Here is an 18,421-nt window from a genome sequence, read left to right on the forward strand (position 1 = left end):
TGATCAACCGGCGGCGGCGCGCGGGCGGTTCGTCATTTCCCTTCTGCCACAACAAAAAGCCGGGCTCTTACCGGACCCCGATCGAACCCGTTCGTTCACTGATCGTTCACTTCGAACTCCTCGTGCCGCGCGTCAAACGAGTTGCGGGGACTGAAGGATCCGAGGTGACGCGTCGCGGGACGTGCGGAAGGTGGGTTCGTGAAACGCCGGTTGTCCATCGGGCTGGCTGTGGTTCTGGTGCTCGCCGTCGTGGCCGTGATCGTGTGGGGGCGGTCGGGGAGCGACGAAGCGTCGGGAGAGGGTGACCTCACCGTCGTGCGCGGGGTGATCGGCTCGGAGAAACAGGCCTTCTTCACCGACCAGCGCGTGGTGGACGCGTTCGCCAAGCACGGCCTGAAGGTGGCGGTCGACACCGCCGGCTCGCGCCAGATCGCGACCACGGTCGACCTAGCCAAGTACGAGTTCGCGTTTCCCTCGTCGTCCCCGGCGGCGCAGAAGATCCAGCGCGACCGCAAGGTGACCACGGTGTACACGCCGTTCCAGTCGCCGATGGCGATCGCGACGTTCGAGCCCATCGTGCGGCTGCTCACCGCCGCGGGCGCCGTGCACAAGGGCGCCGGCGACTACCAGGTGCTCGACATCGCGAAGTACCTGCAGCTCACGCAGGCCGGTACGCGCTGGGACCAGCTGCCGGGCAACACCGCATACCCCGTGCGCAAGAACATCCTCGTGACGACGACCGACCCGCGGGAGTCGAACTCCGCGGCGATGTACCTGTCGATCGTGTCGTTCGTGGCCAACGGCGACAACGTCGTCTCGACGCCGGACCAGGAAGCCAAGGTGCTGCCCCAGGTGTCGAAGCTGTTCCTCGACCAGGGCTACACGCAGAACAGCACCGAGGGACCGTTCGAGGACTACCTCTCGGCCGGCATGGGCAAAACGCCGCTCGCGCTGATCTACGAGTCGCAGTACGTGGACCGTCTCGTGCGCCACGACGGTTCGATCCAGCCGGACATGCGGATGCTCTACACGGCGCCTACGGTGTACTCGAAGCACACGCTGGTTCCCTTCTCTCCCAACGGGGACAAGGTCGGCCAGCTGCTCTCCACCGACCCGGAGCTGGGCAAGCTCGCCGCCACGTTCGGCTTCCGCACCACGAACCCCCAGCTGTTCCGCGACGTCGTCGCCGCGGCCAAGGCCCCGGTGCCGGCCGATCTCGTGGACACGGTCGAACCGCCGTCGTTCGAGACGCTGGAACGGATGCTCGACGCGATCCAGAAGCAGTACTGATGGACGAGTTCACCCTCACCCCGCCGGAGCCGGTGGCGGCGGTTCCCGTGGAGCGCGCCGCCGGTCTGATCGCGCTCGGTGCCGACACGCGGGCCGACATCGCCCGTCGCGCCGGCGAGTTCGCGACGCGGCTGGAAGCACTCGACGTCAAGTCGCCCGAGTTCACCACGCTGCTCGACGAGATCCTCGCCGTCGGCGAAGCGGACATGCGGGCGGCGGCCACGGTCGCGGGCACCATGCTCGACCGCTCGACGAAGGCGCTGGAGTCCGCGCGCGGGTCCGTCGGCTCGCCGCAGCAGCAGGTGACCACGAGCCTGGTCGAGCTGCGCCGCACGGTCGCGGAGCTCGACCCGGCCAAGCTGCCGATCACCGGCCGCAAGTTGCTGGGCATCTTCCCGGCCGCCGCGAGTGCCAAGCGGGCCCTCGACCGCTACCGCGCGGCCAACGAGCCCGTGAACGCGCTGGTCCGCGAGCTGCGCACCCGTCAGGACGTGCTCCGCCGAGACAACGCGGCGCTCAAGGGCGAGCGCGAACGGCTCTGGGCGACGCTGGGCCGGCTCGCCGAGGCGGCGGCGTTCGCGGAGGCCGTGGACGGGGCGATCGACCGGCAGGCCGGCGTCTTCGACCTCACGGATCCTTCGCACGCCAACGCCTTGCGCGCCGACATCCTCTACCCGATCCGCCAGCGCCACCAGGACGTGCTGACGCAACTGGCCGTGAGCGCGCAGGGCTACCTCGCGCTGGACCTGGTGCGCCGCACCAACGACGAGCTGATCCGCGGGGTCGAGCGGGCGGTGTCCACCACCGTCTCCGCGCTGCGCGTGGCCCTGCTGGTGAGCGCGGCGCTGGCCAACCAGCGCGACGTGCTCGACGAGGTCGCGGCCCTGCAGTCGACCACCGACGGCTTGCTGCGCGCCAACGCCGCGCTGCTGGAGTCGCAGAGCGCGGAGATCCGCAAGGCGTCGAGCGACCCGGCCGTCGCCGTCGACACGCTGCGCGACTCGTTCGACCGGATCTACTCGGCCCTCGATGCGATCGACGGGTTCAAGGCCGAGGCCGTGCTGCACATGGCGTCCACAGTGGAGTCGTTGTCCGGCGAGCTGCGGCGCGCCGAAGACCGGCTCCGCCGTTCGCACGAGGGGGAGCTGTGAAGAAACTCGCGGTACTGGCGCTCGCCGCCGCACTGCTGGTCACGGGGTGTTCGTCGGCGGATCCGAGCTCTGGTGACGACGCCGGGCCGCCTCAGGCCGGCACGTTGCGGATCCTCGCGGGCAGCGAGCTGGCCGACATGCAGCCGGTGCTCGACGAGGCCGCGAAGGCCACGGGCGTGAAGGTGAAGTTCACGTTCACCGGCACGCTGGAAGGTGCCGAGTCGCTCGCCAACGGCAGCCTCGACGGCAAGTACGACGCCGTCTGGTTCTCCTCGAACCGTTATCCCGCGGGCATTCCCGAGGCGGCCAAGCGCCTGGGCAACCAGGTGAAGATCATGAGCTCGCCGGTGATGCTGGGCCTGGCGCAGCCGGTCGCGCAGCGGCTCGGGTGGGACAAGAAGGCGCCGACGTGGGGCGACATCGCCGCGGCGGCGGGCAAGAAGGAGTTCACCTACGGGATGACCGACCCGTCGGCGTCCAACTCCGGCTTCTCCGCGCTGGTGGGGGTCGCGTCCGCGCTGGCCCACTCCGGCACGGCGATCGACGCGCAGCAGATCACCGCCGTCACGCCGCAGCTCACGCAGTTCTTCAGCGCGCAGGTGATGTCGGCCGGTTCGTCGGGCTGGCTCTCCGACGCGTTCCAGCGCCGCGAGACCGGCCAGGACCCGGGGGCGAAGGTCGACGGCCTGGTCAACTACGAGTCCGTGCTGCTGTCGATGAACTCCTCCGGCAAGCTGCCGCAGCCGCTGAAGCTCATCTACCCCAGCGACGGCGTCGTCACCGCCGACTACCCGCTCACGCTCCTGACCAGTGCGAGCAACGACGCCCGCGACGCGCACCAGCGGCTCACCGACTACCTGCGCACGCCCGACGTGCAGCGGCGGATCATGCAGGTCACGCAGCGGCGGCCAGTGGTGCCAGGGGTTCAGCTGGGCGCGCAGTTCGTGCCCCACGACCTGGTCGAGCTGCCGTTCCCGGCGACGCAGCAGGCCGTCGACGCGCTGCTTTCGGCCTACTTCAGCAAGATCCGCCGTCCGTCGCGGACGCTGTACGTGCTCGACACGTCGGGCTCGATGCAGGGCGACCGCATCGAGGCGCTGCGCTCGGCCCTGGCCGGCCTCACCGGCGCGGACAACTCGCTCGTGGGCCGCTACCGGCAGTTCCGCAGCCGCGAGGAGGTGACGATGCTGCCGTTCAACACCGCGCCGGGCCGGCCGGTCACGTTCACCGTGCCGGAGCAGAACCCGCAGGGCGAGCTGGCGAAGATCAAGAGCTTCGCCGAAGGGCTGCAGGCCGACGGCGGCACCGCGATCTACGACAGCCTCGACCGCGCCTACCAGGTGATGGAACCGCTCGTGGCGCAGGACCCGGACCGGTTCAACTCGATCGTGCTGATGACCGACGGCGAGAACGAGAGCGGCTCGAACCTCGACGGCTTCAAGTCCGCCTTCGCGTCGCTGCCCGCGGCGATGAAGCAGATCCCGGTGTTCACGGTGCTGTTCGGCGAGGGCAGCGGCGACGAGCTCACGCAGGTCGCCACGATGACCGGCGGCAAGGTCTTCGACGCCCGCAACACCCAGCTGTCCAGTGTCTTCCAGGAGATTCGCGGGTACCAATGAGGCGCTGGTTCGGCTCCACCAAGAACATCGCCGGCTGCCTCGGCGGCCTGATCGGCCTCGTCCTGTACGCGGTCGGGGTGATCGGGCCGCTGTGGCTGATGTTCGTGGTCATGGCCGTGCTCTACACGGCGGGCGCGCTCGTCGCGCCGCCGGAGAAGGTGCGGCTCGTCGTCGACCCGGCCGTCGAGGCGGCGCAGGTGCGCTCGGCGCTGGAGGCCTTGCTGCAGACGGTGGCCGGCCACTCCGGGCGCCTGCCACCGTCCGCTGTGGACGGTGTGCGCCACGTCGCCGAAGTGCTGTCCGACCTGCTGAAGGACCCGCTGCGGCTCGCTGCGACGCCCGACCTGCAGTACCGCGTGCTGCTGCTCGCGCGCACAGACCTGCCGCTGTCGGTGGAAACGTACCTGAACCTGCCTCGCTGGTTCGCCTCCCGGCGGGACGCCGGCGGCACCAGCGCGGAGGACGAGCTCGCGAAGCAGCTGGACCTCCTGCGGGGCAAGGCGGAGAAGCTCGCCGCCGAGTACTACGCGGCCGACGTGAACCGCCAGGAGGACCACACGCGGTACCTCGGCGAAGACTGCTGACGCCGGGGTGGTTGGCAGACACGTGTCTTACCACTAGCTTCGTAAGAAGATCTTCTTACGAGGGGGTGTGCGGTGGAGACGAGCTCGCGCCGGGAACAGGCCGAGGCGACGCGTGAGCTGCTCCTCCGTACGGCGGAACAGCTGTTCGCCGAGCGCGGGCTCGCGCAGGTGTCCAACCGCCAGATCGTGGAGGCCGCCGGACAGGCCAACAACTCGGCGCTGGCCTACCACGTCGGCACGCGCGAAGACCTGATCCGCGCCATCACGTGGTCACACGTCGAGCCGATCGCCGCGCGGGCCAAGGAACGCGTGGCGGCCGTCCGGCGTTCGAAGCGCCCGCGTGACCACGTGGCCAGCCTCGTGCTGCCCTACACCGAGCACTTGGCGAGCCTCGGCAACCCCAGCTGGTGCGCCCGGTTCCTCGCGCAGGTCGTGACCGATCCGGCGCTGCTCGACGTCGAGGGCGTCGAGCGGGTGCCGGCGGCCGAGTTCGTCGAGGGCACGGCCGCGGTGTGGGCGCACGTGACGCCGTTGCCGGCCGCCGAATCGGTACTGCGGAGCCAAACCGCGCGCGTCGCGGTGATCCACACGTGCGCCGAGCAGGAGCGGCTTGCTGCGACCACCGGCGTGCCCGCCGACTGGGCGCTGGTCGGCGAGGCCCTGACCGACGCCCTCACCGGTTTGCTGACCGCCCCGCGCGTCCCCACCACCCGGAAGGATCGTTGATGTCCGCCACGAAACCGCCCACGATGCGCCGCCCGGTTCCGCCGGAGATGCTGCGGCGCGGCAAGTGCCCGTTCGACCCGCCCGCCGTGCTCGCGGAAAAGGCGCCGGTGTCGCGGATCGAGCTGCTCAACGGCGCGCACGCCTGGGTGGTCACCGGCTACGAGCAGGCCCGCGCGGTGCTGGCCGACACGAGGTTCAGCTCCGACAACGTCCGCCACCGCAGCGCGATGGACCTGCGCCCCGAAGAGGTCGGCGAGGCGCGCTGCCCCGTGGACGTTGCCCAGCGCGAGGACGGCCGGTTCCTGTTCATGGACCCGCCCGAGCACACGCGGCTGCGCCGGCTGCTCACCGGCCAGTTCACCGTGCGGCGCATGCAGTTGCTGGAGGAGCGGATCCGCGAGATCTCGATCGAGCACCTCGACGCGATGCGCGCGGCCGGGAACGAGGGCGACGTCGTGCCCGCGTTCGCCTTGCCGTTGCCCTCGCTGGTGATCTGCGAGCTGCTCGGGGTGGACTACGCGGACCGCGCGGAGTTCCAGGAGCACACCGGGATCGCGCTCAACCTGACCAAGAGCGACGAGGAGCGGGCGAAGGCCTCGGAGTCGATCTACGCGTTCATGCGCAAGCTGGTGGCGCACAAGCGTGAACACCCGGCCGACGACCTCGTGTCCGGCCTGATCCACGGCGACGCCGACCCGGCGCTGACCGAGCAGGAGCTGGTCGACATCGCGACGGTGCTGCTCGGCGCGGGCCACGAGACCACCGCGAACATGCTGGCGCTGGGCACTTTCGCGCTGCTCGAACACCCGGACCAGCTGGCTCTGGTGCGCGAGGACCCGTCGGTGCTGGACAACGGAGTCGACGAGCTGCTGCGGTACCTGTCGATCATCCACATCGGACCGAACCGCGTCGCGACGGAGGACCTCGAGGTCGGCGGCGTCACGATCCCGGCGGGCGAGACCGTGCTGATCTCGGTGCCGCAGGTCAACCGCGCGGCCGAGCACTGGCCGGAGCCGGCACGGCTGGACCTCAGGCGCCCGCGCACGCCGCACCTGGCGTTCGGCCACGGCGTGCACCAGTGCCTCGGGCAGCAGCTGGCGCGTTCGGAACTCCGGGTGGGCTTGGCGGAGCTGGTCGCGCGCCTGCCGGAGCTGCGCCTCGCGATCCCGGCCGAGGAAGTGCCGCTGCGCACGGACATGCTCGTCTACGGCGTGCACTCGCTGCCGGTGGCGTGGTCCTGAGCTCTACCGGAAGCGGGGCAACGTCAGCGTGAGCGCGGCCGTCGTGAGCCAGGCCAGCAGGTCGGGCAGCGGCACCCGGGAGAGGCGCTCGGGCCACTCGTCGGCGACGGTGTGGAGCACGAGCTCGTCGTCGGCCGGCTGCACGGCGGTGAGCCGCAACCCCTTCGGCAGCTCGGGCAGCGGCAGCACGACGGGCCGGATCCGTTTCGGGGCGCGGAATTCCCGCTGTCCGATGTGGAGGGTCGTCGGGGTCAGCACCACGGCGTCGGCGGCGACGGCGGGCGTGAGCGTGAGCCGGCCCCAGCCGGGGTGCTTGGCCCAGCGCACCTGGAACCCGTCGTCGTGCGGGGTCGCGACGAGGTCCGGCCGGGTCTGGGCCACGCGCTCCCGCACGACGCCGCCGGGCACGGTGATGTCCAATTCGACCTCACCGGGGGCCACGGTGGGGGTGGGCAGGCTGCGCAGGCGGACGTCCTTGGCCAGCAGGACAACGCGGCGCAGCGGGATGCCACTCGTCGCGGACGTCGGCCACTCGACATCCTCGGCGACGAGGCGCACGTTGCCGAGACGGCCGGTGGCCAGGCGCAGGGAATCGGCGGGGTAGTCGAGTTCGGTCAGGGTGAAGCGGGCTTCGCCGCCGTTGGCCTTCGCGGTGAGCCGGCGGCCGACGAGCTGTTCGGTGACCGTGCGCGCGAGGGCCGCCGGCGTGGCGGGCACGTTCGGCAGCAGGGAACGACCCGCCGCGGCGGCGAGGCCCGCGATTTCGGGCCAGCCCTCGAACCATCTGCCTTCGGTCACCCGGACATCGTAGGAGGCGCGGTGACCGGTCGCTGCCGGCTGTGGCGTTCACCGCGCTTTTCGCCGGTGTTGGCGTAAAACACGTTTGGCCGGGGAAAAAACGGGTCAGCGGGCGACGAGCCGCGCGATGATCCCGCTGACGACCAGCCAGAACACCGCGGCGAGGCCGTAGTTGAGGATGACTGCGAGGTCGGGGTTGCTCACCGGGAACAGGCCCGGGAAGAACAGCGCGAGCGGGTCGGCCAATGATCGGATGAAGATGAAGAAGCCGTTCGCGGCGTTGGCGCCGGCCAGCAGCATCACCAGGTAGAGCACCTCGATGAACGCGAACAACGCGCCGATTCCGGTGATCACTCGGGCTGCCGTGTTGGTTCTGGTGGAAGTTCGCCATCTGGACATGCTGATTAATTCCCACTTCCAGGTGACGGTGAAACGCGCCATCGGTCGAATTGCGCCGGTTGGCCGATCACCGGGTCGCTGCGGCTAGCCTGGCCGCGTGCCCGACGCCGCTGAGCCTGCCGAGATCGAGCTGACCTTCCGCCGCGAAGACTGGTACGCCGAGGAGTTCACCGGGCGGCGGTTCGAGCGGTGCGAGTTCCACGACGTCGACCTCACCGAGGCCGTCACGCGCGGTGTCTCGTTCGTCGACTGCGTGTTCGGCAACGTGCGCTTCAACGCCTCGAAGCACGTGGACACGGCGTTCACCGGCTGCGGTTTCACGCGCTGCAACCTGTTCGACGCGGAATTCACCGGGTGCAAGCTCGTGGGGAGCCGGTTCACGGAGTGCTCGCTGCGGCCGATGAAGGTGCTCGGGGGCGACTGGTCGTTCGCGGGGCTGGCGGGCGCGGACCTGCGCGGCGCGACGTTCCAGGGCGTGCGGATGCGCGAGGCCGACCTCACGCGCGCGGACTGCACGGGGGCGACGTTCGCCGACGTCGACCTGTCGGGCGCGGAGCTGCTGGACGTGAAGTTCGGCGGCGCGGAGCTGCGGGGGAGTGACCTGTCGGCGCTCGACCCGGTGCGCGCGGAGCTCGGCGGGGCCATCGTGTCGCCTGAACAAGCGACAGTGCTGGTGACGTCGCTCGGATTGCACGTTCGCGGGTAGGCTGCGCTGGGCGTTGGAGGGCAGGCGAAAGGAGTCCGCGATGGGTGTCATCACACCGGGGTTCACCGGTCGCGCTCGTGGGGACAACCCGCGGTTGCCGCCCGGCCAGTACCTCACGGAGGACTTCCCCGTGCTGTCGGCGGGGCCGACACCGCGCGTCCACCTGGACAAGTGGGAGTTCGTGATCACCACGGAGAAGGGCGAGAAGCGCTCGTGGTCGTTCCGCGACCTGATCGCCCTGCCGAGCGAGAAGTTCACCGTGGACATCCACTGCGTCACGCAGTGGTCCAAACTCGACACGCGCTGGCGTGGCGTGCCCGTGGCGACGCTGCTCGGTGACCTCGACACCGAGGCCGACTACGTGCTCGCGCACTCCTACGGCGGCTACACCACGAACCTGCCGCTGGCCGACCTGCTCGACGGGCAGGCGTGGATCGCGTACGAATACAACGGCAAGCCGCTCACCCCGGAACACGGCGGCCCCGCGCGGCTGCTGGTGCCGCACCTGTACTTCTGGAAGTCGGCGAAGTGGGTGCGCGGCCTGGAACTGGCCACGAAGGACGAGCCGGGCTTCTGGGAGTCGTCCGGCTACCACGACTACGGAGACCCATGGCGCGAACAGCGGTATCAGGGCGACTAGCTTGGCGCGTCGCGCGTCTCGCGGAGATCCGCCAGGAGACGGCGACGGCCCGCACCCTCGTGCTCGACGTCCCCGGCTGGCCCGGCCACCTCCCGGGCCAGCACGTCGACGTCCGCCTCACCGCCGCCGACGGCTACACCGCCCAGCGCAGCTACTCCCTAGCCGCGCCCTCCGACGGTGACCGCCTCGAGCTGACGGTGCAGCGCGTCCCCGGCGGCGAGGTCTCGGAGCACCTCACGGGCCCCTACGCCGTGGGCGACCCCGTGGAGATCCGCGGCCCGATCGGCGGCTGGTTCGTCTGGCGCCCCACCGACCCGGCCCCCGTCCTGCTCGTCGCGGGCGGCTCCGGCGTCGTGCCGTTGATGGCGATGATCCGCGCCCGCCGCGCCGCCGGGAGCCGCGCGTTGTTCCGCCTGGTGTACTCCGTGCGGACCCCCGCGGACCTCTACTACGCCACTGAGCTGCGCAAACCGTACGCCGGCCTGGACGTCACGTACGTCTACACCCGCGAACTCCCCGACGGCGTGGCCGGGATCCCGCGCCGCCTCAGCGTCGCCACCCTCAACACGGCCAGCTGGCCGAAGGACTTCGGGCCCACCTCGTACGTCTGCGGGCCCACCGCCTTCGTCGAAACGGTGGCCGACGCGCTGCTGGCGCTGGGCCACTCGCCGCACTCGATCCGGACGGAACGCTTCGGCCCCAGCCGCGACTGACCCGCGGCTGTGCCGGTGTCAGGACAGGTCGGCTTTCGCCAGCAGCTCCGCAGCGTCGCGAGCAGCCCGTCGCTTCCGAGCGGGGACGGCCTCGCGCGGACGGCGCCGCACCGACTTCGCCGGCGTCGAGCCCTGGCAGCCGCGTGCCCGGGTCGGCCGCGGCGTGTGACTTCGCGACCCCTGCCGGTCGTGCGGAAACGCTTCGGCCCCAGCCGCGACTGATGCGCGGCTGTGCCGGTGTCAGGACAGGTCGGGTTTGGCCAGCAGCTCCCGCAGCGTCGCGAGCAGTTCGCGGCGGTCCGCGGCGCCCAGCTTGGCCCGGATGCGGGCCATGTGGTGTTCGACGGTCTTGCCGGAGATGAAGAGCTTGCTGCCGGCCTGTTTGTAGGTCAGGCCGTCGACGACGAGGCGGGCGACTTCGAGCTCGCGTTCGCTCAGGGTGCTCAGGCCGGGGGCGGCGCCGGGTTCCGGGGTGGCGGATTCGCGGCGGCCGGTGCCGGCCTGGAACTGGCGGGCCGCTTCGAGGAGCTGGACCATGGCTTTGCGGTCGGACGTGCGGATGGCGGCCTGGCCGGCCAACCGCGCGGCGTCCCAGCAGAGGTCGAGTTCGTGGAGCTCGGCGGCGGCCGCGGAGACCTCGTCGTGGTCGAAGGCGCCGCTGAGGACCGCGAGCCAGCAGGTGGCGGCGCGGGCCAGGGCCGCGGGGTAACGGCCGTGGCCGGCGAAGGTCGTCAGGGCGGACAGCTGGTGGGACGCGGTGTCCAGGTCTTCCACGGTGATGGCGGCGTGCAGCTCGTGCCAGCACAGTGAGACCGTCCACAGTGGAGGGTTGCCGAGCTCGCCGAGCATGGCGTGGGCGTGGCGCAGCTGGCGCGTGAGCTTCGCGTGCGCGCCGGTGCGGGCGGCGGCGATGGCCAGCTCGCCCAGTGGCAGCAGGGTGAACAGGTCGGTCTGCTGCCGCATCGACGCCTGGTACGCGCGGTCCCACGACTGCTGCAGCCCCACCAAATCGCTCGCGCGCCGGGCGAGGCCGAGTTCGAGCGTCGCGAAGAACAGCTCGTCGCGGGCTTCGAGGTGGGTGCCCGCCACGGCGTCGCGGTGTTCGGCGGCCGCCGTGAGGTGCCCGCTGGTCATCGCGACCCAGCCGAGCAACAGCCGGTGCCGCGCGGTGAGCAGGTCGCCGCCGACGCCGCTGGCCAGTGCGCGGTCCAGCACCGATTCGGCCAGGCCCAGCTCACCCGAGTGCAGGCCGACGAGCGCGGCCAGCGCGGCCGGGCTGTCCGGCAGCGGCGCGCCCGTCGCGGCCGGCTCGAGCATCGCGGCCGCGCCGACGAGTGCCGAGAGCGTGTCCGCGCCCTGCCCGCTCACCGAGTCGACGACGCCGCTGGCCGTCCGCGCCACGGCGCCGGCGAACAGCGTCGGCGCCACCCCGGGCACGGGCGCGTCCACGAGGTTCCGCGCCGAGTCCAGCTGCCCGGACCCGACGAGCGCGATCGCGGCGAACGCGTTCGCGGCCCCGCGCCCGGCCCACCGGTACACCTCGGGCCCGCGGGCGTTGTTCCACGAAGGCGCCCAAGCCTCACCGGGCACGGGCGCGTTGTGGCCGGGCGTCGGCCGGGGCGCGCCCCACGCCGACGCGGTCAGATCCGGCCCGGCGTCACCGTCACCGGGCGCACAAGCGTCCGCCGCCGCGGCCCACCGGTAGAGCTCCGCACTCCGCGCCAGCTCACCTCGGTGCGCCAGCACCGTCGCGGCGATCTCCGCCCCGGCGGCCCGCGCCTCGGGATCGTCGCCGCTCAGCATCCCGTCACCCAGCCGCAGAGCCGTGTCGAGATCACCCGACAACGCCGCCGCCCGGGCCCACCCCGTCGTCACGGCCGTGTCGCGCGCCCCCGCTTCGGCGGCGGCCTCGAACAGCCGCGCCGCCAGCTTCGCGTCCCCGGGCAGCGCCTCGCCGGCGGCCGCGGCGAACGCAGCCGCCGCACTCGCGCCCGAACTTCCCGTGTCCAGCAACGACTTCGCGAGCTCCAGCACGGGCAACCCGCCCCGCAGCTGGATCTCGACGAGCTGCTGCAACACCGTCAGCCGACGCGCCGGTGGACCGTATGTCCGCACGGCCTCGGCGGCGACCGGCAGCAACTCGTCGTTCGCGTCGAGCAGCCCCGTCGCCCGGGCACCGTCGACGACCTCGGGCAACCGGTCCGGCGCCAGCTCCAGCAAGGCGCACAGCAGATCCAGGTTGCGGCCGGCCCCGGCCTCCGCCGCGATCAGGTACCGCAGCACGTCGTCGTCGAGCTCCGCCAGCTCGGCCCGGAACTCGCCGAGCTGCCCGGTCACCGCGCGCTCCACCAGCCGCGGCACCCCGCCGGTCCGGGAGTGCAACGCGGCCGCGGCCGTCCCGTCGACGAGCCGGCCCGTGAGCTGCCGCGCGAGCGCGCCGACCTCCTCGGCGTCCAGCGGCGGCAGCGCCACCTGCCGGGCGAAGGGCTCCGCCAGCGCGCGCAACGCTTCCGAGCGCGGGTTCGGCCGGTGCGCCAGCACCACCGGTCCCGCCAGCGCCGTCAGTCTCGCCACGTCCTCCTCGCCGAGCTGGTCGGCGTCGTCGACGAGCGTCGCGTCGACGCCGGCCTCGCGGCAGCCCGACTCGAGGGCGCCGAGCAGCGTGGTCTTGCCGTAGCCACCGGGCGCGACGACCACGAGCCGCGCGGGCGTCGAAGTGGCAGCCGCCAGCTCGGCGAGGAGCAGGCGCGCAACGGGGTGGACGGCGTCGGTGCCGGTTTTCGCCAGCAGTGCGTTCAACAGTGACCTTCACCGGTGGGGGCCGCGCCCGGGTGGGCGCATGACGTGAGGGACGCGGGGTGGGCCGGGGCGGTTCCCTTGTCCGCCGTGGCTTCGTGGGACGAGAGGGCGGCGATCAGGACCGAGGATCCGATCGCGAGCACCGCTGCCGCGGCGGCGAGCGGACGCCACCGGCGGAGCAGTTTCGCGGCGCCTTCGGGCTCGGGGAGCTCGAACGGCGTGATGTCCACCGGCGGCGGGGAGGGCCGCTCGGTGAGCTCGGGCACCGGGTCGACCTTGGGGATCAAGGTCGTCTCGGCCACGGGCTGCTCCCGCCGGGCGGGCGGGCTCATCCGTTGAGCGGCGAGGCTACTGGCTCCGAACGCGGCGGTGAGCGGGGGCTGGGGTGAAGTGAACACGGGGCACGGCAACCGGCCCGGCAGTGCGCCCGGGCCGGGCTCGCCGGAGAACACGATGCCCGCCAACGCCTCGGGCAGCACCGAAATCCCGTGGGCGAGCGCGAAAGCCGTGCTCACGGCCGCCGCGGGCGCCACACCCTCGGTGCTCGCGCGCGCGACCCAGCCGCCCGCGCCGGAGGCCGTGGCGAGCGTGACGGTGACGCCGTCGGGCCCGAACTCGCACACCGCGGCCGTCCGGTCGCCGGGTCCGGGATCGGGCAGGTGGGCATAAAGGGCACCAATCGAACTGGGCACCAAAGTCACGGCGGCGAAGCCGGATTCCCCCAGCGCTCGTCGCAGAAGGTCACGCCGGTAGTCGCCCCAATCACCGGGGTGGGTGACTACGAGGTGGTGGGGCGCTCCTCCCAGTTGAGCGCCCGCGTGCTCCGCGACGCCCTCGACGAGGACTGCGGTGAGTGACTCCGGCGAGAACCGCTCGCCCCCGACGAACACCGGGACGTCGTCGCCGATACGACGGTGGAACCCCGTCAGCAACCGAGACGGAACGCTCGTTCCGGCGCGCGCCGCGGCGTCGCCGGTGAGCAGGTAACCCTCATCGTCCAGGAACAACGCGGTCGCAGCGGCCGGCGAGCTCTCGCCGAGCCACAGCGGTTCAGGGGCGCCCCAGCCGTCGGTCAGCTTCCGGCGGGTGGCGGCGTGGGTCCGGGCGTGGGCGACATCGATGCCGAGCACATAGGGCAACGCCGCTTCCTCCCTTCGTCGCACCGGGACGGGCCAAGGAGAGCAATCCGCCCCCCTAGGGGTACGCCATCCTCACCCGTTCGGGTCATCCGGGCAAGCGCGGGTGGGATTTACCCAACCGAGCCCCCGAACGGATGAGCCCGTAACTCCCTAACGATCTCATATCGACCCTCTAACGGCTGAGTGAGCTGCGACTGTTAGTGAACGCCGATGTGAACGGGGGTGTGGAGCCGGTTTGGAGGGACCTTCCCGGAGGGCCACGCCGCGGAACCCCGGGGCCCCCGATCATCCTCACGCGTTCGGGTCACGCACGCCATGCGAATGTCGGTTTTAACCCCACTGACGGGTCGATGAGTCACCCCTGCTCCCTAACGGGGAGCCGCCGACCCCCTAACGGACCAACGCGTGACAACTGGGAGTGAACCCCGATGTGGGCCGCGAGCCCCGTCTCTACCTTCATCGGCAACCTGGCCGGGGACGGCCGGGCCAATCCCCCGTAATCAACACCTCTGGAGATCCCCACATGGACCCGGTGCAGACCCTGCACGACTTCACGCTCAACCTGCTCAGCGACCCGACGTCGCTGGCCGCCTTCGCGCAGGACCCGCAGGCCGCCCTGCAGGCCGCCGGTCTCGGCGACATCAGCGCCGCCGACGTGCACGAGGTCATGCCGCTGGTGCTCGACTACATCCCGGTCGACGACCTGGGCTCGCTCGGCAACCTCCCGCAGGCGGGCGACCTCACCGGCGTCCTCGCCGACGGTCCCCAGGGCGCCATCGAGCAGCTGCAGGCGCTGACCGCGTCGCTGGGCCTCCCGGGCGTCGACGGCCTCTCGGTCCCGGCGCTGCCGGCCGTCCCGGGCCTGCCGGCGCTGCCGGCCGTCGGCGAGCTGCCCGCCGTCGGTGACCTCCCGGTCGTGGGCGAGCTGCCCGCCGTCGGCGCGCTGTCCGGCGTGACCGACCTGCAGAACACCGCCGCGGGCGTCACCGCCCTCGCGCAGGACCCGACGAGCGCCTTCGGCCTGGTCAACGACCTCTCGGGCGGCCTCGACGCCGGTGCCGTCAGCGGCGCCGTCGCGCAGGCCCAGGACGTCGCCGGCCAGGTCACCGGTGCGGTCGACGGCTCCGCGCCGCTGCACGTGAGCGACCTGCCGGTCGCCGGTGGCGCCATGGCCCCCGTGGGTGGCCTGACGAGCAACCTCGCCCAGGCCGCCGGTGGCGTCGAGGGTCACGTCAGCGACCTCGCGGGCTCCGTCACCGACCAGGTGGGCAACCTCACCAGCGGCCTCGGCGCCGGTGGCCTGGACCACGCCGTGGGCGGCGTGACCCACGAGGTCCAGGGCCTCACGCACTCGGTCGTCCCGGACCTGGGCGGCGAGCGCGCCGACACCCACACCGGCACCGACGCGCACACGGGCACCGACGCCGGCCTCGGCGCGGTGCACGACACCGTTTCGACCGTCACGGACCTGGGCCAGCACACGCTGGGCCTCGACCTCCAGGCCGGCGCGGAGACCAGCCACGGCGGCGCCGGGCTCGACCTGCACCTGTGATTCACCGGCTTTGACGAAGTGGCTCCGCGGTCTGGGTGCGACCGCGGAGCCACCACCCGGTTCGCTCACTCCTCGTGCACGGGGGACACTCCTTCGACGTGACCGCTCCCGCTTGGCTCGAAGTGCTCGACGAGACCTTGGACGCCTGCCGGTCCCACGGCCGCGAAGACCTGGTGCAGCGCTTGCGCCGGCGCCGCGACCGACCGCCGGGCGTCACCCGCATCGCCGTGCTGGGTTTTCCCAAGCAGGGCAAGGGCTACCTGGTCAACGCCGTGCTCAACGCCCCCGTCTGCAGCGTCGGTGACGCCGCGACTCCCGCCGTGCCGGTCGAGATCGGCTTCTCCGCCCAGCCCACCGCCACGCTCGTGGGCCGCGCCGACGAGCGCGTGCCCGTGCCGGTCGAACGGCTCACCGGCGAGCTCGGCGCGCGCCCCCCGGGGTCGCTGCGCCGCGTGGAGGTCGGCGTGCCGCGCGAACTGCTTTCGGCGGGCCTCGTGCTCGTCGACACCCCCGCGATCGGCGACCCGCGCTCGCCGCGCACCGCCGCCGCCCTCGACGTGCTGGCCGACGCCGACGCCGTCGTGCTCGTCTCCGACGCCACCACCCCGCTCGGCGAGGCGGAGGTCGCGCTCGCCCACCACGTCCGCACGTGGTGCCCCCACGTCGTGGTCGCGCTGACGAAGATCGACGTCTGCCCCAGCTGGCGCGCCGTCGCCGAACGCGATCGCGCGTTGCTCTCGAACGCCGGCATCGACTCGCCCGTGCTGCCCGTGTCGGCCACCGTGCGCATGGCCGCGGCGAAGGCTTCGGACCAGGACCTCAACTCGCGCTCCGGCTTCCCCCCGCTGCTCGCGTGGATCGCCGAGCAGGCCGCGCGGCCACCGGAGCACACGAGTGCGGTGCTGGCCGCCCTGAGCGTGCGTGCGGCGGCCGCCGAGCTCGTGGAGACGCTGCGGGCCCGCGCGGAGCTCGCCGGGCAGGACGCGGGGGTGGACCAGACGACCCTGCTGCACCGCGCGCAGCGCAAGGCCGACGAGCTGCGCAAGCGCAACACCCGCTGGCAGAACCTGCTCGCCGACGAGATCGCCGACCTGCAGTCCGACGCCGAGTACGACCTGCGAGAGCGCACGCGCAAAATCGTCGAGACCATCGACGAGACCTTCGACAAGGGCGACCCGGTGAAGGTGTGGGACGAGTTCGGGCCGTGGCTCGACAAGACGCTCGCCGAGGCCGTGGAGACGAACTACAACTTCACCGCCGATCGCGCGGAGTGGATCGCGCAGGCCGTCGCCGCGGCGTTCGGGGCGCAGTACGACCTGCACGACCTGCGGCTCGGGGAGTCGGGCGCCGAGCTGATCGCCGACGTCCGTCAGCCGCGCATCGAGGGGTTCAAGATCGGGCAGAAGCTGTTCACGGGCCTGCGGGGTTCCTACGGCGGTGTGCTGATGTTCGGCCTCGTCACGAGCCTCGCGGGGCTGCCGCTGATCAACCCCGTCTCGCTCGGCGCGGGCGCTGCGTTCGCGGCGAAGACGATCAGCGACGAGGGCGGCATGCGGCTGCAGCGCCGCCAGGCCGTGGCGAAGATGACCGCGCAGCGCCACGTCGATGACGTCTTCCTGCGGTTCTCCAAGGAATGCCGCGACGCGATCCGTGGCGTGCAGCGGAAGCTGCGGGACCACTTCACGGCGCTGGCCGAGGAGCTGGCCGACCAGCTCGCGCGCGAACGCGAGACGATCATCGCCGGCTCGGCCGAGCGGGAGCGGCGGATGGTGAAGCTGCGCCGCGAAATCGAGCGCCTGGCCGGTCTGCACCAGCGCGCCGGCGAGCTGGGTGTGCTCGCGGGCCGCGCGCCGAGGGAGCTGCCGGCGTGACCGAGGACGTCCGCGGCCTGCTGGCCGAAGCGTGCGCGCTCTACCGCGACAGCCCGCGTGCGGCCGCGTCGCTGCACGAAGCCCTCAACCACCTCGACGAACCGCTGCGCGTCGGCATCACCGGCGCGGCGGGCACGGGCAAGTCGACGCTCGCTGCGGCGCTCGGCGAGACCCGGTCGTTGCGGGACCTGGCGCTCGTCGACGACCCGGCCGCCTCGGTGCTGACCGATGCGACCGTGCGGCTGCTGCGCCACCTCGAGCCCGACGAGCTGGCGAGCGCGCACCCGGCCGCGCGTTCGGCGTTCGCGCGGCAGACGGCGGTGGACACGGTCCTGGTGCTCGCGCGCGCCGACGAGACCGGCGCGGGCCGCATCGACGCGCTGCTCACAGCGAAGCAGCTGGCCCGGCGGGCGTGGCGCGAGGATCCGTTGTGCAGCGGGGCGCAGGGCGTGATCGCCGTGGCCGCGCAGCTCGCGTACGGCGCCCGTGCGTTCACCGACGACGAGTTCGAGCTGCTGGCCGCGTTCGCCGCCGTGCCGCGCGAGGAGCTGGAGCGCTACCTGCTGTCGGTGGACGCGTTCACCGATCCCGCGTTCCCGGGGCCGGTTTCCGTGGACACACGGCGGTCGCTGGTTTCACGGTTCGGGTTGTTCGGGGTGAAGCTGGCGCTGACGTTGATCCGCACGGGCAGCGACAGCCGCGTGAAGCTGTCCACGGAGCTCGTGCGGCGCAGCGGCCTGGGGGAGCTGCGGGACACCGTCGCGGGGTGCTTCGCGGCGCGTGCTGAGGCACTGAAGGCGCGTACGGCGGTGGTGCGGCTGGAAACCGTGCTGCAGAACGAACCGCGGCCGGGGAGTGACCGGCTGGAGACCCGCGTGGAACGCTTCGCGGCCACCGCCCACGACTTCACGGAGCTGCGCCTGATCGCCGACATCCGCGGCGGCCGGACCGCGCTGTCCGGTGAGCCCGCGGACGAGGCCGCGCGGCTGCTGGGGGCGCAGGGGACGACGCCGGAGGAACGCCTGGGCCTCGATTTCGAGACGGACCCGCGGGAGGTCTACGCCGCCGGCGCGGACGCCGTGCTGCGGTGGCGGCACGAGGCCGAGCGGCAGGATCGCCCGCCCGCCGAGCGCGCGGCCGCGCACGTGGTGGTGCGCAGCGCCGAAGGGGTGCTGGCGCTCTTCGCCTGAGCA

General features: G+C 72.2%; 16 protein-coding genes. 12 read left to right on the forward strand and 4 right to left on the reverse strand.

Annotation, left to right across the window (positions count from 1 at the left end; translation table 11 throughout):
- The first annotated feature begins 198 nt into the window (after positions 1 to 198).
- From AB0K15_RS25860 to AB0K15_RS25885, 6 genes are all read left to right on the forward strand, one after another.
- Complete coding sequence (locus AB0K15_RS25860) at positions 199 to 1,290, forward strand: hypothetical protein (protein WP_364055394.1); 1,092 nt, start codon at positions 199 to 201, stop codon at positions 1,288 to 1,290.
- Positions 1,290 to 2,441 carry a toxic anion resistance protein gene (locus tag AB0K15_RS25865; protein ID WP_364055397.1) on the forward strand — a complete coding sequence of 384 codons (1,152 nt, stop codon included), beginning with the start codon at positions 1,290 to 1,292 and terminating at the stop codon, positions 2,439 to 2,441. Before AB0K15_RS25860 ends, AB0K15_RS25865 begins: the two co-directional genes overlap by 1 nt.
- Positions 2,438 to 4,060, forward strand: a complete 1,623-nt coding sequence (locus tag AB0K15_RS25870; protein ID WP_364055400.1) for a substrate-binding domain-containing protein — start codon at positions 2,438 to 2,440, stop codon at positions 4,058 to 4,060. Before AB0K15_RS25865 ends, AB0K15_RS25870 begins: the two co-directional genes overlap by 4 nt.
- Positions 4,057 to 4,644 carry a hypothetical protein gene (locus tag AB0K15_RS25875; RefSeq protein WP_364055403.1) on the forward strand — a complete coding sequence of 196 codons (588 nt, stop codon included), beginning with the start codon at positions 4,057 to 4,059 and terminating at the stop codon, positions 4,642 to 4,644. Before AB0K15_RS25870 ends, AB0K15_RS25875 begins: the two co-directional genes overlap by 4 nt.
- Positions 4,645 to 4,716: 72 nt before the next feature.
- The gene (locus tag AB0K15_RS25880; RefSeq protein ID WP_364055406.1) at positions 4,717 to 5,370 is read left to right on the forward strand and encodes a TetR/AcrR family transcriptional regulator; all 654 of its coding nucleotides are present in this window, start codon (positions 4,717 to 4,719) and stop codon (positions 5,368 to 5,370) included.
- Entirely contained in the window at positions 5,370 to 6,611 is a 1,242-nt protein-coding gene (locus AB0K15_RS25885; RefSeq protein ID WP_364055409.1) for a cytochrome P450, read from the forward strand. Before AB0K15_RS25880 ends, AB0K15_RS25885 begins: the two co-directional genes overlap by 1 nt.
- 3 nt (positions 6,612 to 6,614) lie before the next feature.
- Here the strand turns inward: AB0K15_RS25885 and AB0K15_RS25890 are convergent, their stop codons facing one another.
- Both AB0K15_RS25890 and AB0K15_RS25895 read right to left on the reverse strand, forming a co-directional pair.
- A complete protein-coding gene (locus AB0K15_RS25890; RefSeq protein ID WP_364055412.1) occupies positions 6,615 to 7,409 on the reverse strand; it encodes a hypothetical protein in 795 nt (264 codons plus the stop codon).
- 105 nt (positions 7,410 to 7,514) lie between these two features.
- Positions 7,515 to 7,808, reverse strand: a complete 294-nt coding sequence (locus AB0K15_RS25895; protein ID WP_285969862.1) for a hypothetical protein — start codon at positions 7,806 to 7,808, stop codon at positions 7,515 to 7,517.
- 97 nt (positions 7,809 to 7,905) lie between these two features.
- Here AB0K15_RS25895 and AB0K15_RS25900 point away from each other — a divergent pair, with 97 nt between their 5' ends.
- From AB0K15_RS25900 to AB0K15_RS25910, 3 genes are read left to right on the forward strand one after another with little or no spacing between them, the layout of a single operon-like run.
- Positions 7,906 to 8,514, forward strand: a complete 609-nt coding sequence (locus AB0K15_RS25900) for a pentapeptide repeat-containing protein (protein WP_364055415.1) — start codon at positions 7,906 to 7,908, stop codon at positions 8,512 to 8,514.
- Positions 8,515 to 8,554: 40 nt separating this feature from the next.
- Entirely contained in the window at positions 8,555 to 9,154 is a 600-nt protein-coding gene (locus AB0K15_RS25905; protein WP_364055418.1) for a sulfite oxidase-like oxidoreductase, read from the forward strand.
- Positions 9,124 to 9,867: a ferredoxin reductase gene (locus tag AB0K15_RS25910; protein ID WP_364055421.1), complete on the forward strand. Its 744-nt coding sequence runs from the start codon at positions 9,124 to 9,126 to the stop codon at positions 9,865 to 9,867. The genes AB0K15_RS25905 and AB0K15_RS25910 overlap by 31 nt, the downstream gene beginning before the upstream one ends.
- 240 nt (positions 9,868 to 10,107) lie before the next feature.
- Here the strand turns inward: AB0K15_RS25910 and AB0K15_RS25915 are convergent, their stop codons facing one another.
- Both AB0K15_RS25915 and AB0K15_RS25920 read right to left on the reverse strand, forming a co-directional pair.
- Positions 10,108 to 12,666, reverse strand: coding sequence for a helix-turn-helix transcriptional regulator (locus AB0K15_RS25915; RefSeq protein WP_364055423.1), 2,559 nt, complete (start codon positions 12,664 to 12,666; stop codon positions 10,108 to 10,110).
- A complete protein-coding gene (locus tag AB0K15_RS25920) occupies positions 12,663 to 13,805 on the reverse strand; it encodes a molecular chaperone DnaK (protein ID WP_364055426.1) in 1,143 nt (380 codons plus the stop codon). The genes AB0K15_RS25915 and AB0K15_RS25920 overlap by 4 nt, the downstream gene beginning before the upstream one ends.
- A 523-nt stretch (positions 13,806 to 14,328) precedes the next feature.
- Here AB0K15_RS25920 and AB0K15_RS25925 point away from each other — a divergent pair.
- The 3 genes from AB0K15_RS25925 (at position 14,329) to AB0K15_RS25935 (ending at position 18,418) form a co-directional block, all read left to right on the forward strand.
- Positions 14,329 to 15,357: an IniB N-terminal domain-containing protein gene (locus tag AB0K15_RS25925; protein ID WP_364055429.1), complete on the forward strand. Its 1,029-nt coding sequence runs from the start codon at positions 14,329 to 14,331 to the stop codon at positions 15,355 to 15,357.
- A gap of 98 nt (positions 15,358 to 15,455) precedes the next feature.
- Positions 15,456 to 17,228: an isoniazid inducible protein IniA gene (locus AB0K15_RS25930; RefSeq protein ID WP_364055432.1), complete on the forward strand. Its 1,773-nt coding sequence runs from the start codon at positions 15,456 to 15,458 to the stop codon at positions 17,226 to 17,228.
- The gene (locus AB0K15_RS25935; protein ID WP_364055435.1) at positions 17,225 to 18,418 is read left to right on the forward strand and encodes a GTPase; all 1,194 of its coding nucleotides are present in this window, start codon (positions 17,225 to 17,227) and stop codon (positions 18,416 to 18,418) included. Before AB0K15_RS25930 ends, AB0K15_RS25935 begins: the two co-directional genes overlap by 4 nt.
- The last annotated feature ends 3 nt before the right edge of the window (positions 18,419 to 18,421 follow it).

It is taken from the genome of Amycolatopsis sp. NPDC049253, assembly GCF_040678995.1.
In the GTDB taxonomy this organism is placed as follows: domain Bacteria; phylum Actinomycetota; class Actinomycetes; order Mycobacteriales; family Pseudonocardiaceae; genus Amycolatopsis.